At 64.2% G+C, this 15,869-nt stretch carries 16 protein-coding genes and 2 pseudogenes; 10 read left to right on the forward strand and 8 right to left on the reverse strand.

All coding sequences use genetic code 11. From position 1 onward, the window contains the following. Positions 1-29 precede the first annotated feature (29 nt). Positions 30-344 (forward strand): DUF7523 family protein, encoded by a 315-nt coding sequence (locus tag ACFQH2_RS05565; protein WP_377076525.1) that lies wholly within the window; start codon positions 30-32, stop codon positions 342-344. 90 nt (positions 345-434) lie between these two features. Beyond that, positions 435-914 (forward strand): DUF555 domain-containing protein, encoded by a 480-nt coding sequence (locus tag ACFQH2_RS05570; RefSeq protein ID WP_377051725.1) that lies wholly within the window; start codon positions 435-437, stop codon positions 912-914. Between the two features lie 120 nt (positions 915-1,034). Here the strand turns inward: ACFQH2_RS05570 and ACFQH2_RS05575 are convergent, their stop codons facing one another. Next, positions 1,035-1,271 carry a UPF0058 family protein gene (locus tag ACFQH2_RS05575; RefSeq protein ID WP_377051727.1) on the reverse strand — a complete coding sequence of 79 codons (237 nt, stop codon included), beginning with the start codon at positions 1,269-1,271 and terminating at the stop codon, positions 1,035-1,037. A 196-nt stretch (positions 1,272-1,467) separates the two neighbouring features. Here ACFQH2_RS05575 and ACFQH2_RS05580 point away from each other — a divergent pair, with 196 nt between their 5' ends. Further along, on the forward strand, positions 1,468-1,872 hold the full coding sequence (locus tag ACFQH2_RS05580) for a translation initiation factor IF-2 subunit beta (protein ID WP_377051729.1): 405 nt from the start codon (positions 1,468-1,470) through the stop codon (positions 1,870-1,872). A gap of 266 nt (positions 1,873-2,138) precedes the next feature. Here the strand turns inward: ACFQH2_RS05580 and ACFQH2_RS05585 are convergent, their stop codons facing one another. From ACFQH2_RS05585 to ACFQH2_RS05595, 3 genes and pseudogenes are all read right to left on the reverse strand, one after another. Next, on the reverse strand, positions 2,139-2,405 hold the full coding sequence (locus ACFQH2_RS05585) for an elongation factor 1-beta (protein WP_377051733.1): 267 nt from the start codon (positions 2,403-2,405) through the stop codon (positions 2,139-2,141). Positions 2,406-2,407: 2 nt separating this feature from the next. Then, on the reverse strand, positions 2,408-2,587 hold the full coding sequence (locus ACFQH2_RS05590) for an HVO_2753 family zinc finger protein (protein WP_377051735.1): 180 nt from the start codon (positions 2,585-2,587) through the stop codon (positions 2,408-2,410). A 47-nt stretch (positions 2,588-2,634) separates the two neighbouring features. Then, a pseudogene (locus tag ACFQH2_RS05595) lies at positions 2,635-3,874 on the reverse strand (tripartite tricarboxylate transporter permease). Between the two features lie 158 nt (positions 3,875-4,032). On the opposite strand from ACFQH2_RS05595, the gene moaA reads away from it, so the two are divergent. Beyond that, a complete protein-coding gene (gene moaA / locus ACFQH2_RS05600; protein ID WP_377051739.1) occupies positions 4,033-5,028 on the forward strand; it encodes a GTP 3',8-cyclase MoaA in 996 nt (331 codons plus the stop codon). A gap of 6 nt (positions 5,029-5,034) precedes the next feature. Here moaA and ACFQH2_RS05605 read toward each other — a convergent pair whose 3' ends face one another. Next, complete coding sequence (locus ACFQH2_RS05605; protein ID WP_377051741.1) at positions 5,035-6,210, reverse strand: DUF1949 domain-containing protein; 1,176 nt, start codon at positions 6,208-6,210, stop codon at positions 5,035-5,037. 70 nt (positions 6,211-6,280) lie between these two features. On the opposite strand from ACFQH2_RS05605, the gene ACFQH2_RS05610 reads away from it, so the two are divergent. From ACFQH2_RS05610 to ACFQH2_RS05625, 4 genes are all read left to right on the forward strand, one after another. Further along, the gene (locus ACFQH2_RS05610; RefSeq protein ID WP_377051743.1) at positions 6,281-6,808 is read left to right on the forward strand and encodes a redoxin domain-containing protein; all 528 of its coding nucleotides are present in this window, start codon (positions 6,281-6,283) and stop codon (positions 6,806-6,808) included. Between the two features lie 111 nt (positions 6,809-6,919). Beyond that, positions 6,920-7,633 carry a DUF47 domain-containing protein gene (locus ACFQH2_RS05615; protein ID WP_377051745.1) on the forward strand — a complete coding sequence of 238 codons (714 nt, stop codon included), beginning with the start codon at positions 6,920-6,922 and terminating at the stop codon, positions 7,631-7,633. Positions 7,634-7,858: 225 nt separating this feature from the next. Then, the gene (locus tag ACFQH2_RS05620; protein WP_377051747.1) at positions 7,859-8,683 is read left to right on the forward strand and encodes a hypothetical protein; all 825 of its coding nucleotides are present in this window, start codon (positions 7,859-7,861) and stop codon (positions 8,681-8,683) included. Between the two features lie 128 nt (positions 8,684-8,811). After that, positions 8,812-9,363, forward strand: a complete 552-nt coding sequence (locus ACFQH2_RS05625; protein ID WP_377076526.1) for a hypothetical protein — start codon at positions 8,812-8,814, stop codon at positions 9,361-9,363. Here ACFQH2_RS05625 and ACFQH2_RS05630 read toward each other — a convergent pair. Both ACFQH2_RS05630 and ACFQH2_RS05635 read right to left on the reverse strand, forming a co-directional pair. Beyond that, on the reverse strand, positions 9,360-9,923 hold the full coding sequence (locus ACFQH2_RS05630; protein WP_377057006.1) for an NUDIX hydrolase: 564 nt from the start codon (positions 9,921-9,923) through the stop codon (positions 9,360-9,362). The two genes, ACFQH2_RS05625 and ACFQH2_RS05630, sit on opposite strands and share 4 nt — an antisense overlap. A gap of 158 nt (positions 9,924-10,081) precedes the next feature. Continuing rightward, complete coding sequence (locus ACFQH2_RS05635; RefSeq protein ID WP_377051751.1) at positions 10,082-12,220, reverse strand: hypothetical protein; 2,139 nt, start codon at positions 12,218-12,220, stop codon at positions 10,082-10,084. A gap of 140 nt (positions 12,221-12,360) precedes the next feature. On the opposite strand from ACFQH2_RS05635, the gene ACFQH2_RS05640 reads away from it, so the two are divergent. After that, entirely contained in the window at positions 12,361-13,725 is a 1,365-nt protein-coding gene (locus tag ACFQH2_RS05640; protein ID WP_377076527.1) for an MFS transporter, read from the forward strand. Between the two features lie 87 nt (positions 13,726-13,812). Continuing rightward, complete coding sequence (locus ACFQH2_RS05645; RefSeq protein ID WP_377051755.1) at positions 13,813-14,565, forward strand: VOC family protein; 753 nt, start codon at positions 13,813-13,815, stop codon at positions 14,563-14,565. Positions 14,566-14,693: 128 nt separating this feature from the next. Here the strand turns inward: ACFQH2_RS05645 and ACFQH2_RS05650 are convergent. Then, a pseudogene (locus ACFQH2_RS05650) lies at positions 14,694-15,748 on the reverse strand (ATP-binding protein). Between the last annotated feature and the right edge of the window lie 121 nt (positions 15,749-15,869).

The following is a 15,869-nucleotide window of genomic DNA, read 5'->3' on the forward strand; positions in this document are numbered from 1 at the left end:
ATACGGAGACGAGCTGACCCTACGAGGAGATGGCCGCCAGCGCGACGGTGACGATGCAACGCGGCGTCGGCATCACGGAGACGTCCGATCCAAACGCCTTGTTTCGACTCGGCGACGTCGGCGTGACGCCCGACGGCCCCTACACCGCGATTTCGGCGTCGGGAGACGTGTCTGCGGGGGCGCTGGGGACGGTCTGTCAGCGACTGCGGGTGGCCGGAATCGAAGTCGCTGCTGCGGCCGGCGTCGACGGCGACGTGACGCTCGTTCTCGACACGGACGACGCTATCGACGGCCTGCGGATCGTCGAGGACGCCATCGACTCGCTTCCAGCCGAAGAGGTCTGATCCCGTTGATACTCCGTATGCCGGGGCTCTTCCGTCGGTTTTGGCAGGGCTAACCTTCATACTGTTGGGCTCCGAAACACAAAAATGAGCATGAACTGCAGAGTTGTCGTCGAGGCGGCGGTGCCTGTATACGACGTGGAAACGCCCGACGAAGCGGTTCGGATCGCTATCTCGAAGACGGGTGCGATGCTGAATCCGGATCTCAACTACGTCGAGATAGAGATGGGCGAACGCGCCTGTCCGCACTGCGAGGAGGATCTCGAACCGGCCTTTATCGCCGCCGACGAGGGGTTGGTTGCGCTCGAACTGGAGATGACCGTCTTCAACGTCGAGCGCCAGCAACACGCCTCGCGGATCGCCCGCAAAGAGATCGGCCAACGCCTCGAGAACATCCCACTGGAGGTGCTCGAAATCGAGACGATCGACGAGGACGATGACGGGGAGAGCGAGGAGGGCGACGATGGCGGCGACGGCGACGACGACGACGACGAGTCGACGGACGACTCCGATACCGAATCCGAAGAGTCCGACGAGGAGATACTCCCCGAGTTCGAGGACCTCATCGAGTAACCGTCAGCGGCACGGAATCGAACTCTGCAGTCAGATCTCGCGAGCTGTTGTCGATATCGGCGGGCGCAGCGCTGCCGAGAGTCACGTCAGGGGGAGAAGCGAGTCGCAGTACGAGAGATATTAGTCGGCAGTCGCAGGAACGGCTTCGGTGTCTTCTTCGTCGAGGTCCGTGGTGATACAGTTCGCAAGAGCAAAGACGGCCGCCTTGTGGTCGGTTTTCGATTTATGGATGGATGTCGGCCGGACGCCGAGGTTTTCGTATTCGGAATAGTCTAGCGAAATCTTGTTGTACTCCTCATAATTGTTCGATACTTCTGCGAGCAGTCCGTGAAGGTGAATGAGTTCCTGCTTCTTCATGGGCAACTACGTCTATAGAGTGCAGGGTTATATTATTATCCTGAGAGCCGTTACCACATGTCTTCGTGCATCTCAGGCAGTTTTACCCCGTGAATCCCAAATCGGGGCGACGCCCTGTGGCGTAAGTACGACTTACCACCGGGGAATACATGCGATATACTGAACGTTTTTGTTCCTTTGCCAGTTATGTCCCGATATGGACTACGACGAGCAACTCGACCGAGCGCTCGAAGATACGCCGGATATCGAGGGTAGTTCAAGCCGATTTAGCGTCCCAGAGCCGGATTTGCGCCAGGAAGGGTCGACGACGGTGTTTGAGAACTTTCAGTCTACCGTCGGTCAACTCGGGCGCGAAGACACGCACGTCATGAAGTTCTTGCAGAACGAACTCGGGACGAACGGTGCAATCGACGAGAGCGGGCGGGCCCGCCTCACTGGGTCGTTCGGCGAAGACCGTATCGCCGACGCACTGTCGGCGTACGCCGACGAGTACGTGCTGTGTGACGAGTGTGGCCTCCCGGACACCCGGTTCGAGCGTGATCAGGGCGCATTGTTGCTTCGGTGTGAAGCCTGTGGGGCCCGGTCGGCGACGGGAGAATAGCTACTCGAACTGCTGGAGGGTCTCCAGGTCGCGATCGGTCCGCATGAACTCCGCGAGCTGTCGACTCGCGTGACAGTTCGGACAGTGGTACATCTCCCGAGAGTGCGGGAGGGTACTTACCGCAGATTGCCAGTCTTTACCACATTCCGGACAGAGAAGTCAGCGGACGCTTCGTCCATGTCAACACCCTACACACACCACCAGCAAAAAGGTTGCCCACGGCTCGGGGGATTCGAGTCGGCAGAATCGAAAGAAAGGACGGCTCCTTAGATACGACCGACGTTCTCGACTTCGACGCTCTCGACGCCCTCGACAGTCGAAAATGCCTCTTCGACCGCTTCGGTACCGCCCGCGTCGTCCGGGACGATGACGGTCGGGATGAGTGCGACCAGACCGAAGGCGACGTCGTCACGTTCGACGCCGTTGATCTTCGCACCCTCGGGAAGCGACGTTTCGAGCCGATCCTGGAGGTCGTCCAGATCGATCTCGGGGCTCTGTGGCATGACCTTGATCGCGGCTGCAACCTTCCCCATCGTTACGGCCCCATGAACCCGCAGTCCGGGCACTTGTAGAGGTTGCTCTGTTTGCGGCACTTCGCACAGCGGACGATCTGGGCACCGCAGTCAGGGCACTTGAACGACGCAGCGCTCGTTCCTGCGATGTTGATCCCGCACGAGACGCACTTCTGCGCTCGCTCTTTCTGGGACTTGCTCATACCCTCCATTCCCCGCCGTCGCTTTTAACCGTTTTCTTCAGACCCGCTCAGAGACTCAGTACCAACGGGCCGATCAGCACGCCCATGAGGTGGACACGCCGGGCACCGAGATGTGGCGGGACCAGTCCGACAGCCGTTGCGACACAGAAAGCGAGAATGCCGATCCACCCGGCCAGCAGGAAGGCGACGACGAGCAAGAGCGCGATAACGCTCATCGAGAGGGTCCGGTAATCGGCCTGTCCGACCACCTGCAGGTACCAGTCGCCGACGGTGAGGACAACGACGAAGCCGATGACGCCCGAAAGCGCAACGACGGCGAGGAGTATCGGTAGCTCCACCGGCGCACCGGTCTCCTGAAACGCGACCATCACGCCGGTGCGTGGCTGGCCGATGGCCGACAGGGCAAACAACGCAAATATCGTATTCGCCGTGTCGACGCCGCTCGTCGCGACGACGTAGCCCCGGTCGTCGACGCCGCCGGGGAGGACCGCGAGGACGGCGACGGCGGCAATCGCCGCGGAGATGCCGGGCAGGTAGCCGACGATAGCGCCCGCGAGCGCGCCCGCGGAGGCGGTGACGAGCACGCGCTGGCGTGTCGAGCGGATCGCCGGGCCACGCTGGCGCGGGACGCCGCCGCCGGCCATCGCGTCGAGCAGGATCGGCGCGCCGAAGAGGCCGGCGAACAACGGCGTGAGCATCCCCGGCGTCGAGCGGTGCTGACGGCTCGATTGAGAGCGTCACGGCCCCCAGCAGGCCGCTCGCCAGCATCGCGAGGGCCCCGCCGAACTGGGCCCGGCGCGTTGGCTCGGCGACGATCATCGCTACCACGACGGCAACGAGCACGAGTGCCATGTGGTCCATGACCGTCGGATACCCAGCCTCCATCCCACGGGTGACGGGCACTGCCAGCACGGCCGCACAGAGGACGGCCAGCAGACTGCCGAGCGCGGTGAGCCGGATGGCTTCCTCGCCGCGGCCCTGCTGGACTAGCCGGTGGGCGGGCAGGGTCGTCACTGCCGTCTCCGCGTCGGGGACGCCAAGTGCGAGTGCCGGGACGGCGTTGACGAAGGTATGGACGACGCCAGCGGCGAGCATCGTCACCCCGACCAGCAGCGGCGCGGCGGGGATGGAGGAAGCAACCGACGCAAGCATGAGCGCGAAGTTGTTCGCGTGCAGGCCAGGGATCAGCCCGCTGACCGTCCCCATCGTCGAGCCTGCGCCGATGCACGCGAGCGTGAGTAGCGTCAACTCCGGATCGACGACCGGTTGCACTCCCAGTAGCTCCATCGTGCCCCGCTGGCCGCCCGATCACCTATGAACTCTCGGCTAGCTGTCAGTCGCCGGTTCGGCCGTTCGACCCCACAATCTCGGGCGTAACCACAATAGGTTACAATCGGGCAAAATCCGACAATGGTTTTAAGAACTCTGCTAACGAAGCGAGGGATATGTTGACAGACGGGTTCGGGAGGGAGGTCACCGGGGTCCGGATCTCGCTGACCGACCGTTGTAACTTCGATTGTGTCTACTGCCATAACGAGGGGCTAGGAGACACCCGTGGCCCGATGGAGCCACAGGACGACGAGATGAGCGCCGACGACGTGGTCCGCTTTCTGGAGGTGGCCAGCGAGTTCGACGTGGAGAAGGTAAAGTTCACCGGCGGCGAACCGATGCTCCGGCAGGACCTGGAGGAGATCATCCGCCGGACGCCCGACGAAATGGAGGTGTCCATGACGACTAACGGCACCTTCCTGCCCGGCCGGGCCGAGGACCTCGTCGACGCCGGACTCGAACGGGTGAACGTCTCCCAGGACTCGATGGATCCCGAAGACTTCGCCGAGGTGACGAAGACGGGCGCGTTCGACCGCGTGCTGGAAGGGGTCGACGCCGCGCTCGACGCCGGTCTGGATCCGGTCAAACTGAACATGGTCGTCTTCGAAAAGACGGCCGGTTACGTTCCCGAGATGGTCGAACACGTCGCCGAGAACTCCGGACTCCAGTTGCAGTTGATCGAGTACATGCCCGAGTTGGCGGGCCATCCCGAGTGGATGATCGAAATCGAGCGAGTCCACGATTGGCTCGCCGAACAGGCCGACGAAATCGAGATCCGCGAGATGCACGACCGCAAACGCTACTGGATCGGCGGCGACCCCGACAGCGATGCTCCAAACGACGACGCCGGGATGGTCGAAATCGTCGACCCCGTCGGCAACGAGTCGTTCTGTCAGAACTGCCATCGCGTCCGGGTCACACACGACGGCTATCTCAAGGGCTGTCTCAACCGCAACGACGACCTGCGCTCGATGGGCGAGATGACGAAGCCCGAGATCCGCGAGCGGTATCGCGAGACCGTCGACAACCGGGTACCCTACTACGGCGAGTACATGGTCGAAAACGAGGACGGCGAGTGGGTCGTCAACGAAAAGTACCTGCAGACAGCCTGAAGCGGTCTATTCCTTCCGGTCTACCGTTCCGCCGACTGACGAGACGCGCGAGCGGAGTTCGTCTACCAGGCCCGGGGGCAGTTCGAGCGTGAGCGTTACCGTCTCGCCGTACGCTATCTCGACCACCTGGCCGTTGTCGTAACACCACGAGACGAGCGTCATGCTCTCGTCGGTCTGTGGCAGAGCGACGCCCAGTCGCTCGCTTGGTAGCACGGTCCCGATCCGGTCGGCGAGTGTATCGTCCTCCCGAGTCGCTGTCTCGGCGGCCAGATCCGCGACCCCCGCCGACTGCTCGCCGACGACGATGTGTGTCCCGCCGAACCGGTCGGTAATCGTCTCGACTGTTGCCCGCCGGGAATCGCCAGCGGGCAGCACCGACACCACGACATCGGCCTGCGAGAGCGCGGCGACCGTTCCCGGAATCGTCCGTTCGTACCACGTGGGCAGGCCCTCCAGTATCGCCGTCGTTGCGGTGACTGCGACGTCGTGGCATCCGATCGAAACGCGTGTAGTCGTCGGTTCGGCGGGCCCGAGCACACCCGCGGCGTCGAGCGGTTCGTCCGTGAGCATCCGCCAGGTCGCCCCGATAGCCGCCCCGGGCGGTCCCGTCACGGCGACGTAGCTGTCGGCGGCGTTGGTCTCGGCGACGCGTGCCCGTCGGTCCACCACACGCTCTTCGATCCGGTCGTCGAGGCGATCCAGTTCGCGGTCGAGCGCGTCGAGTCGCCGTCCGGTGCCATTGGGTGTCGCCGCCGCGCCGTCGCGCTGGTCGCGGGCGACCGCCCGGCGTTCGATCCGTTTCTCTTGCCGTGTCGACAGGAGCGCTGCGACGGGGTTCTCCGCCGCGAGGTACTCTCGGAAGACGCCGCGCCGATCCCGGAGCGTTACGGGCGGGAGCGTCGCCGCGAGATCGACCATCTGCCCCGGATGGACGAGGTGGTCGACGGCGAGGAAGGCGACGCCTGCCACGTCGATCCGGTCGGCAAGCCGATCGACCAGCCCCGGCCCCAGATTGTAGCGGTTGTGTTCCCGGCGCTCCTGGCAGACAGTCTCGAGCAGCTCGTAGCCGAGCGCGTCGACGACGTCCTCGATGCCGGCGCTCGGCGGGCATGTCCTGCTCCGGGCGGCGATCAGGGCCGCGCCCGAGGAAGGGTCCGTCACGACGCCGGCTACGGACTCCACGGTCTTCGTTCCTCGCCCGGATCGCGGGCCGACCGCTACGCTTTTGTCGCTCTCTCTCGGCCGTGAAACTATGATCGCTCCCGGCCAGAAAGCCCCGGACTTCTCGCTTCCGGGCGTCCTCGACCGTGACCCTTCGATCTACGACCTCCACCGGTTCATCGACGACGTGGAGGCCGTGATACTCGCGTTTGTCCCCTCCGCCCACGCACCCGTCTGCGAGGACGACCTGCGCGCGCTCGGGGCGTCGGGATGGGCCGCTCGGGACGACCTGCTCGTGTGGGCCATTACTGGCGACTCGCTGTTCGCCAACTCCGCGGCCGCACGCCGACTCGACCTGTCCTTTCCAGTGCTCAGCGATTTCCACGCGGGGATCTCGGATTCGTACGGTCTGTGCCTGAACGACTGGCACGGCCACCGGGACATCCCCGGGCGGGCACTGCTGGTGGTCGACGACGAGTGGACTGTCACGCACGTCTGGTCGCCCGACGATCCGTTCGAGATCCCACCGAAATCGCCGTTTGCGGCGGTTGCAGAGGCGCTGAGCGAACTCGGCGTCGATGTAACTGCGCCGGACGTGCAGTATCGCAGCGAGCAGTGAGCGTCGGGGCGCGTGCCGATGCTGTCGCGTAGCCAGTCTGCATCTCACATATAAAACCCTGCAGTAATAGACGGCACCTATTAGTACGGATGCGGATAAGTACGGGACGAGATGTCATCGGAAGCCGATTTCGGGGAGCAACTCGAAACCCACACCGAGGAGTACCTCGTCAAATTCGAGGACTGCGTTACACTCTTGCCCGATCTGTTCGACCAGTATGCGGCCGGCGAATCTACCAGGGGAACGGTCGAGCGGATCGAAACGCTCGAAAGCGACTGTGACGATATCATTCACGATATCAACAGTTCGATCACCAACGCGGGTCCAGGAGAGATGGGACTGTTGAACTCGCGGATCCACTTCAACGCCTCCGCGCTCCTGGAGTTCTACAAGAACCTCGATACCGTGGTGAACCTCGTCGAGCGCATCGCCGACGAACTCGTCATCGTCAATCCGCCACACGACAACGAGTGCTTCGAGGGCCTCCACGAGATGGCAAACCACGCCGTCACCGCGGTAGCGGAACTCCAGGAGCTGGTTTCGACGTTCATTCACAACCTCTGTGATACGGAGGCCTCGGACTCGCTGGTCGACGAAATCGCGAGGATTCGGGAGATCGAGAGCGTCTGTGACGATGTTCGCAACGACGTGATCGAAACGGCGTTCGCGGACGACGCCATCGAACAACCGCTCGTCTACCGCGAGTTCGCCATCCTCCTTGACGAACTCCACAACACGATGGAGGATATCACGGATCAGATCATCGTCATCTCCAGCAACGAACCCGGAATCGTCACCGAACCAGAACCGGACGACTCCTCGTAACCGTCGGTTTTCCCGGCGGGCGAGGAACGCGGACTTGCAGGATCAGCAACAATTATACTCCTATACGACGAAGTGACATGTATGTCCCGACTGATCAAACTGCTGCTCGTCGTCGCCGTCGTCGTCGCGCTCTGGAAACTGTTCTCGACCGAAGAAGTCGATGTCGAGTACGACGAAGCCTAGTCCGAACGAACCACTTACCCTTCTCGCCGCCCACCTGCGAGTATGTACGGTGTTGTCACGCGCAACGAGGAAGAGCTCGGCTGGGCGGAGTTCGACCGGGCGTTCTACGAGGTCAAGGACGTCACGGGCCGGGCGACCGAACCCGAGTTCGGCGCGATCAACATGATCTCCTGTTTCGCCGACAACGCGGCCGTCGATGCGGAGCCCTCACTCGCCCCCGTCAGCGACGAGGGCGAGCGTGCGACCCGCGAGCAGCCCTACTTCGACTGGGCGTATATCTGTCCGACCCATCCGGAGTATCGCGAGGGGCTACTGGAGATGATCGACGAGAGCGCGGCCGACGGCGGCGACGTCCGCCTCGACGACGTCGGCTTCCCACGCGGGGAGTACTGTCACTGCGAGCGCTGTAACCGGCTGTTTGCCGACAGCGAGTTTGACGACCGGTACGAATGGCGCGCGAACGTGATCACCGAGTTCGTCGCGGAGGCAGCGGGCCGCATCACCGGGAAGACGTATCTGACACTGCATCCGGATCCCTATCCGGGCCATCTCTACGAGCGGGCCGGAATCGACGTCGACGCCCTTGCCGAGCACGTCGACGAGTTCGTCGTCCCGCTGTACGATATGGCCTACTCGACGACCTACTGGATCGAGACCATCGCAAAGGGGTTTGACTCGCTACTCGAGACGCCATTCAGCGTCGAACTGTACGCGGTCGACGTCGATATCGACGACCTGATCCACGCCGTCGAGGTCGCGGACGCCTACAGTGACGCGGTGCTCTTCGGCTACGACGCGAGCAACGCCCGGGCGGCGCTCCGGCGACTACGCGCGGACGAGCGGGACGGCATGAGTCACGGGCCGTAGCGGTCGTTCGGGCGTCGGTTGGCCGGGCATCACTCGTCTCGGCGATCCGCTGCTGTCGGTGGCCAGAGTTCAATTCTGAACGGGATAGCCCAAAAATTTATTACGATGCGCTGTACTCAAACTATCGTATGTCGCAACTGTATGGGGGACGTCCCCGCTCCGTGTCGAGGTTCGTTCTTGCCGATGGGCGGACCGCGGCACTCGTTCCCCGGGAGCGAAAGCACCTATCGAGCCTGCAGAACGGCTATCCTCTGGCGGAGAAGTTTCTGGACTCGCTGGCTGCGGACGATGTCGAGGTGCTCGTCATCGACGACGGAGACGAAGCCCACCAGTTCGAACTTTCGGAGTATCGACGCGGCAACAGGGTCGGCCACGCGCCGTATCCGATGAAACGGGTCGTCCCGCTGGACGACGCGACGCGGCCGCTAGCCGACCCCGGGACCTGGAGCTCGACGGGCGAGAGCACGAGCGGGATGGATGAGGGCACAATCGGACCGGAGGAACGCCCGAGCGCACTGGACGGCAACACGAGCGAGATGGATGAGGGTACAAACGGAACGGGCGAGTGGGAGTGGGTTTCCGACTCGGAGCTACAACCGGCCCGTGAGGGCTCCGATCCGGTGGACGGGTCACGGGACTCGACGATCGAAGATATGCAGGAAGGCTCGGTCGCTCACTAATCCGAGCGTGCCTGTTCGCGCCACGCCAGTATCTCCTCGCGATCACGAGTATCAGCCGGTGGCTCGTCGAACCAGCGCGCCTCGCTGATCTCCCCGTCCGGGTCGTCGACCGCGAGGTCGGTCGTCTCCGCGCGGGCGGCGAAGACGGGCAGGATGCCCCACGTTTCGGTCGTCCCACAGCGCAACGTCACGTCGGTCCGGAGCGCTAGCCCGTCGTACGATGCCTCGATCCCGGCTTCCTCTTGCAGTTCTCTGCGGGCCGTCTCCTGGAACGTCTCACCACTGTGGCCACAACCGCCCGGGAGGACCCACATACCGACCTCCTTGTGGCGCACCAACAGAAGTTCTCCCGACGACCTGTGGACGATGCTCTGCGTGCCATACGGCATCCCGGTCTGCTGGATCCGTTCGGTGAGTGTCCGGAAGTGATGGCGCGAGACGGTTCTGGTGCGTTCGTAGCTGAACGTCGGTTCGTACTGCCGACTGAGGTCGTGTGCGGCCTGTTCGGCTCGCTGTGTCGCCTGATCTGCGAGGTACCAGAGGCTGTTGACGGCGCTCATGCCGGCCGTCTGGTAGCCTGGTTGCGCTGCCTGCACAGCGTACTGTGATGGAGGCTGTCGTTCATGACCCTATATATAGACCCAGTTGGTGAATAGATTTCGATAGCCGTGACTCCGATGCCGGGTCGGCGTCGTCCGCCAGTCGACGACCCCTGGCGTCACTGGCCGTCGCGAAACACGTACATCGATGCCGTGAGGACGACGAGCAACACGACCACTGTCAGTGCGCCGACGCCGAGCGAGCCATCACCCAGGTCGGTAATCAGCCCGGAAGCGCCCCCGCTTGCGACCCGGACGTTCACGCTCCGGTCGTCGGTGCCGTCGTCGACGGTAATGCGCTGGGTGCCCGGTTCGTCGAAGGAAACCATCGTCGTGACGGTCGTCTCACCGTCAGCATCCAGCGCGACGGCCGTCTCCTCGATCACTCCTCGGTCAGTCCGGATTGTCACGTCGGCCCGGCCCGGAAGCTGGTTGTCGTTCGTGACCGTTGCTGTGACCGTCACGTCCTCGCCCGGCGCGACTCGTCCGGGCGTCCGGGTCACCTCAGTCACACGGCTCGTCGCGGGTGCTTCGACGAGGACGCGGCGCTGGTCGTCCCCGAGGGCGATGGTCCGCTCTCCGGCTTCCTCGAACCGGTGGGCCAACTCCACCGTCTCGCCCTCGCCGGGAGCGAGGCGTCCGGCAACGCGGTCGACGACCTCTCCGTCGACACGGAGGCGTGCCTCGTAGTTCCCCGGACTCTCGCCCGTGTTCTCGACCGCGCCAGCTATCGTCAGCCGTTCGCCCGTGACGACGGTGATCGGCTCTTCGTCGCTGAGCGATCGCTCGCGATAGTCGCCGTCGACGCGAATCCCGTCGGGGTCGCCGGGTAGCGCGTAGCTGATCCGGGCTGGCTGTGTGGCGAAGGCGGCGGCGTGCTCTTCGACTGACCAGACGTTCGCCGTCTCGCTGGTCCCGGTCAGCCGTGCCGCAGTCTCTCGTGGTTCGTCGCCGCCAGCCGCGTCGACATACTCGAGCATCGTCTCCCGGTCGACGGGCTCGCTCGCCTCGTTCATCCGGCTGAACGGTTCCTGCAAACTCGCCCCGCCGTCGGTCGTGAGCCTGAGTTGGCGGTCGACCGCTCCTGCGGCCAGCGCACCTTTGTAGTAATTACTGCCCCGGGCCCACGTCCCCGGTTCGGCGAGCACGGCGTCGGCGTGGCGCTCGCGCGTCCCGATGTCGAGACGCTCCCGGAACGCCTCGTACCCGATGCGCTCTTCTTCGAGTGTCAGCAGGGCGGCATAGTACGTCGACGTGGCTTCGGTGAACCACCTGGCGTCGGAACTCGTCTCGTAGCCCTGGCGGGTGTGGACGTACTCGTGTACCCAGACGTTGTCGGCAGTATCGAGCACTTCGTTGTCCCTCACCCAGAGATCGGATCCGCCGGTCTGGAGTCCACGGACTCCCCATCCGACCTCGTCGGTCGGCACGGCGAGCATGAACACCTCCTCGTCGCGGCTCCCGACCTGCAACGAGTCGGAGGCGTGGCTCACCGACGTGAATATCTCGTCCGGCGACTCGGCGAGCGCCGCGGCCTCGGGAACGACGAGTTCGAACTGCTGGCCGTGTGCCTCGTGTGTGTAGGTTTCCTGCTCGCCGAGGAAGGCGATCCGGTTACCCACCCTACCGGGACCGTCGATGGTCGTCGTCCGGTCGAGTCCGACCGCCTCGCCCCCACGCCACCCCCACCCGTGAGAGAGTCGCGGCTGGGCCATCACCGTCCACCCTGCGGTATCGGCGAAGACGTACGTCCCCGGCCCGGCTATCGGACCGTCCTGTTCTAGCTCCTGATCGACCGAGAGCGCATAGCTAATCGTCGGCGTGTCCGTCTCCTCGTCCCAGACGTAGCGGCCCTCAGCGTCCTTCGTGAACCCGTCGGTCGATTCGACGTTCGTCGCGTTGAAGAGACGGGCGTCCAGGGAGGTAAGCCGGTCGGGCAACCGATACTGCAGTTCGACGCCGACCTCGCCCGCGCTGTCCGGACGCCGGGTTAGCTCGATACTCAGGTCTATCGTATCGCTCGGGGCGCCCGCTACCGTTTCGGCCGCGCCATAGCTGTCGACGGCATCGACCGGTGGGTCCGTATGCGTCGCGGTGCCCATCTCGTCGGGGGTGCTGGGGAGGTCCATGCCGATGCCGTCGACCGTCGCGATATCGCTGTTGGGTACCGGTCCGTCACTGGTGGTCGCCGCCACGCCGCCTGCGACTCCGAGGCTGGTCACCAGCGCTGCCACGATAAGGAGGGTTCGCAAGTCCACTACCCGGTCACAGGGTCCAGAGTGACTTCAGCCTACTTGCCGAGGTGCGTTCCCCGGTGCCCACATCGACGCCGAACTCTCCACCAGATCCTCGGCAAAGATACCAGAGGAATTACGGGTCCTAACGGGAACTCTCGTATATGGCGCGTTCCCGGGCAGTCTTCAAGTATTACCTGTTCAAGGCCACGGAGGCGGTGGAGTTCTACCGGCCGATCATGTATCTGTACTTTCTCTCTCAGGGGCTCTCGTTCACGCAGATCGTCATCATCGAGGCGCTTTACAACGTAACGACCGTCCTCGGGGAGGTGCCAACCGGCTACATCGGCGATCGGATCGGTCGTCGAAACAGTCTCCTCGTCGGGACTGCGCTGATCACCGCGACGCTGGTCGGACTCGCCCTGGCCAGTTCGTTTCTCGCGTTTGCGCTCCTGTTCGTCTGCTGGTCGCTCGGCTACAACTTTCGCTCGGGCACCGAGGACGCGTGGGTGTACGAAACGCTGACCGACGTCTCTGCGAGCGAGGAGTTCACTCGCGTTCGGGGCCGCGGTCAGTCGATTGCCCTCTCCGCGGGCGTCGGTGCGTCGCTCGTCGGCGGCTATCTCGGCGGCCTCGACCTCGCCTATCCGTTTCTCGCGGCCGCGCTCTTCACCGGCCTTGGCCTGTTCGTGATCGTCACGCTCGACGAACCGACGACATACGAGGAGAGTGGCTCCAGCGAGATGGGGCTTCGCGAGGCGTGGACCGTCGTCACCGAGGCCGTCAGCCAGCGTCGTCTCCGGTCGTTCATTCTCTACTACTTCGTGCTCTTCTCGGCCGTTACCTATCTCGTCTTCATCTTCCTGCAACCGGTCTTCGAGTCCGTCCTGGCCGGGATCGACGTGAGTCTGGCCACCTCGCTTCCCGTCCCTGGCCGCGACGACCCCTACAGACTCGCTCTCTCCACTGGCGACGTCGAGACGCTGCTGGGCATATACTACGCAGCGATCAATCTCGCCTCCGCGGCCGTCAGTTACCGCATCGACCTCGTTCGAGACCGGATCGGACTGCGTCGGTGGTTCGTCGGCGTGCCACTGCTGGTGGGCGGCCTGCTGATGACGATGATGTTCGTGCCGTCGGTCGCACTCATCGCCCTGTTCGTTGGCTGGGCCTCTGTCGAACCGACGCGGGTCCTCGCTGGCCAGTACGTGAACGACCGCATCGAGACGCTGGGGCGGGCGACCGTGTTGAGCGCGATGGCGATGGTGAGCGCACTCACCGTCATCCCGTTCCAACTCGGAAGCGGTGTCATCTCCGACGCCGTCTCGCCGCTGATCGCACTCTCGGTCGCTGGGGGCGTGTTGGTTCTCGGATCGGTCGCAATACTGCTCTGGGAGTCGCCGATCGAACGGGCCTCGATGCGTCGAACAACGGACGAAGGGACCAGAAACGTCCCGAACCCAGTTTGCGACTCGAACCGCAGCAATGCTCCGCACTGGCTGTCGACGTCCACACCAGTACGCTCCTAACCGTCGACGTCTACAACACCTGACGCGCACCCGGCCTCAGCGTCCGGATCCAGTACGTTATTGACGATCCGCCACCAACTCGTAGGTATGGATGGAACACTCGACCACGTGATGATGCGAACCGAGGATCTGGACGCGGCGCTGGACTTCTACCAGACTCACTTCGGCTACGAGGAGAAGAGCCGCTGGGACGCTGACACCTTCACCAACGTCCACCTCGGCCCCGAAGACATGCACGAGGAGGGCGCGACGCTGGAACTCACCTACAACCACGACGGCCGATCCTACGACATGGGCGACGCCTGGGGCCACATCGCAGTCCGCGCCGAGGACGTCTACGAGGCCTACGACGAACTGATGGACGCCGGCGTCGAGGACTACCGCGACCCCGATTCCTGTGGCGGCAGTTACGCCTTCGTCAAGGACCCGGACGGCCACGAGATCGAGATCGTCGAACGCGACCATGGCGCGCGCTGGAGCCTCGATCACACGATGGTCCGCGTCGAGGACGCCGACGCCGCCATCGGCTGGTACGCCCGCAAACTCGAATACGACATGTTCCGACGCTCCGAACACAGCTCCTTCGCGCTGTACTTCATGAACCCCGAGGACGCCGCCGACGAGGCGATGTCGGTCGAACTCACCTACAACTACGACGGCAGCAGCTACGAGATGGGCGATGCCTGGGGTCATCTCGCGGTTCGCTCGGATGATCTCCACGACGACTGGGAGACCCTGCTCGAACGCGGGGCCGAGGACTACCGCGATCCGGAGTCCTGTGGCAACCGCTACGCCTTCACGAAGACCGTCGACGGCCACGAGATCGAACTCCTCAGCTAGGACTGATCGGCCCGGATCTGGTCTCTCTGGGTCACCGGGCCCGGGTGTGCACGCTTTTTCGACCGCTGGCTTTCGTACTCTCTCCGGCAGTGGCGAGTCCGCCATTGCGAGGGCCCCTCCGAGAGCGGTCACTCTAGGTTCGCGAGTTCGCGCGCTGAGGGACTCTCACCCCCATGTGGCGTATCACGGAGCCGGATCTGGGCGGCGTGGATCGTCTCCGTCGCGTCGTCGATCACGATGACCTCGCCCGGTTCCGTCGGGAGCCGCTCGTCCAGCGACTCGGTCATGTAGGTCGGCTGGGCGGCAGTCAGTGCCGCCAGATCCGCTTCCGCAGTCAGTCGGTGCGAGAGCAGGACATCCGATTGGGAGATGGCGATGTCGGAGACGGCGCTCGGTCGCTGTGTCGCCAGAACGATGCTCACGCCCGGTGCGCGACCGCGGGTGAGGATCGTGTGCAGCGCTGGTTCGCCGACGCCGCCGAAAAAGGTGTGGGCCTCGTCGAGCAACAGCCACGGCAGGCGGTTGATGGACTCGTCGACGCGCGCCCGATACAGGGCTTCGCCGACACCCCGACAGACTGCGTTCATCGGCGCGGCGTCAGGCCCGAGACGTCCAGTACGGAGACCGCGCTGCTCGCGAGGGCCCCAGCATCGAGCCCATCGGCATCGAAGACGCCCCACGACTCGGCGAGTGCGAGATGATTGAGCGCCGCCCGCGTGTCGGCGTCCGGGGCGTTCGCGTCTTCGACGTGGGGCCGCATCTCCGCGAGTGTGGTGGAGTGCTGGGCGGCCTGCCAGACCAGCCCGCCGGCACCGCTCTCGGGCGACAGTCCGAGTAGCGAACACCACGACCGCGGATCGAGCACGTCGGCCGAGACGGCCGGGCTATCGAACACTTCCACGGGAACTGGGTCGCCCTGTGTCCCGTCCGCGAGCGTCGAGAAGACGCCCATCGGGTCGACGAGTACCGGCGCGACGCCCGGCGTGCGCGCCAGTTCCTCCGCGAGGACGCCCATCGTGAACGACTTGCCGTAGCCACGCTTGCCGACGATCAACATCGCATGGGGGCCATCCAGATCCAGGTGTAGCGTTGCGCCTTCGCTCCCGTCGAGTGCGCGATACCGGCCGAGATAGCCTGCCTGCTGGGGGTCGGCGTCGCTTCCGCGTCCGATGACGAAGCTCATGGCCGTGGCTCGTTCGGGATGATGTTTGAACGTTCGCCGTGCGGTATATCCACACCGCGTTTCCGGTGGAACGGCAGGTCGGTTCCATAGTCTCGGGACCCGGTAGACACCGGATTTCCGG

The organism is Natronoarchaeum sp. GCM10025703 (assembly GCF_042661985.1).
Lineage (GTDB): Archaea > Halobacteriota > Halobacteria > Halobacteriales > Natronoarchaeaceae > Natranaeroarchaeum.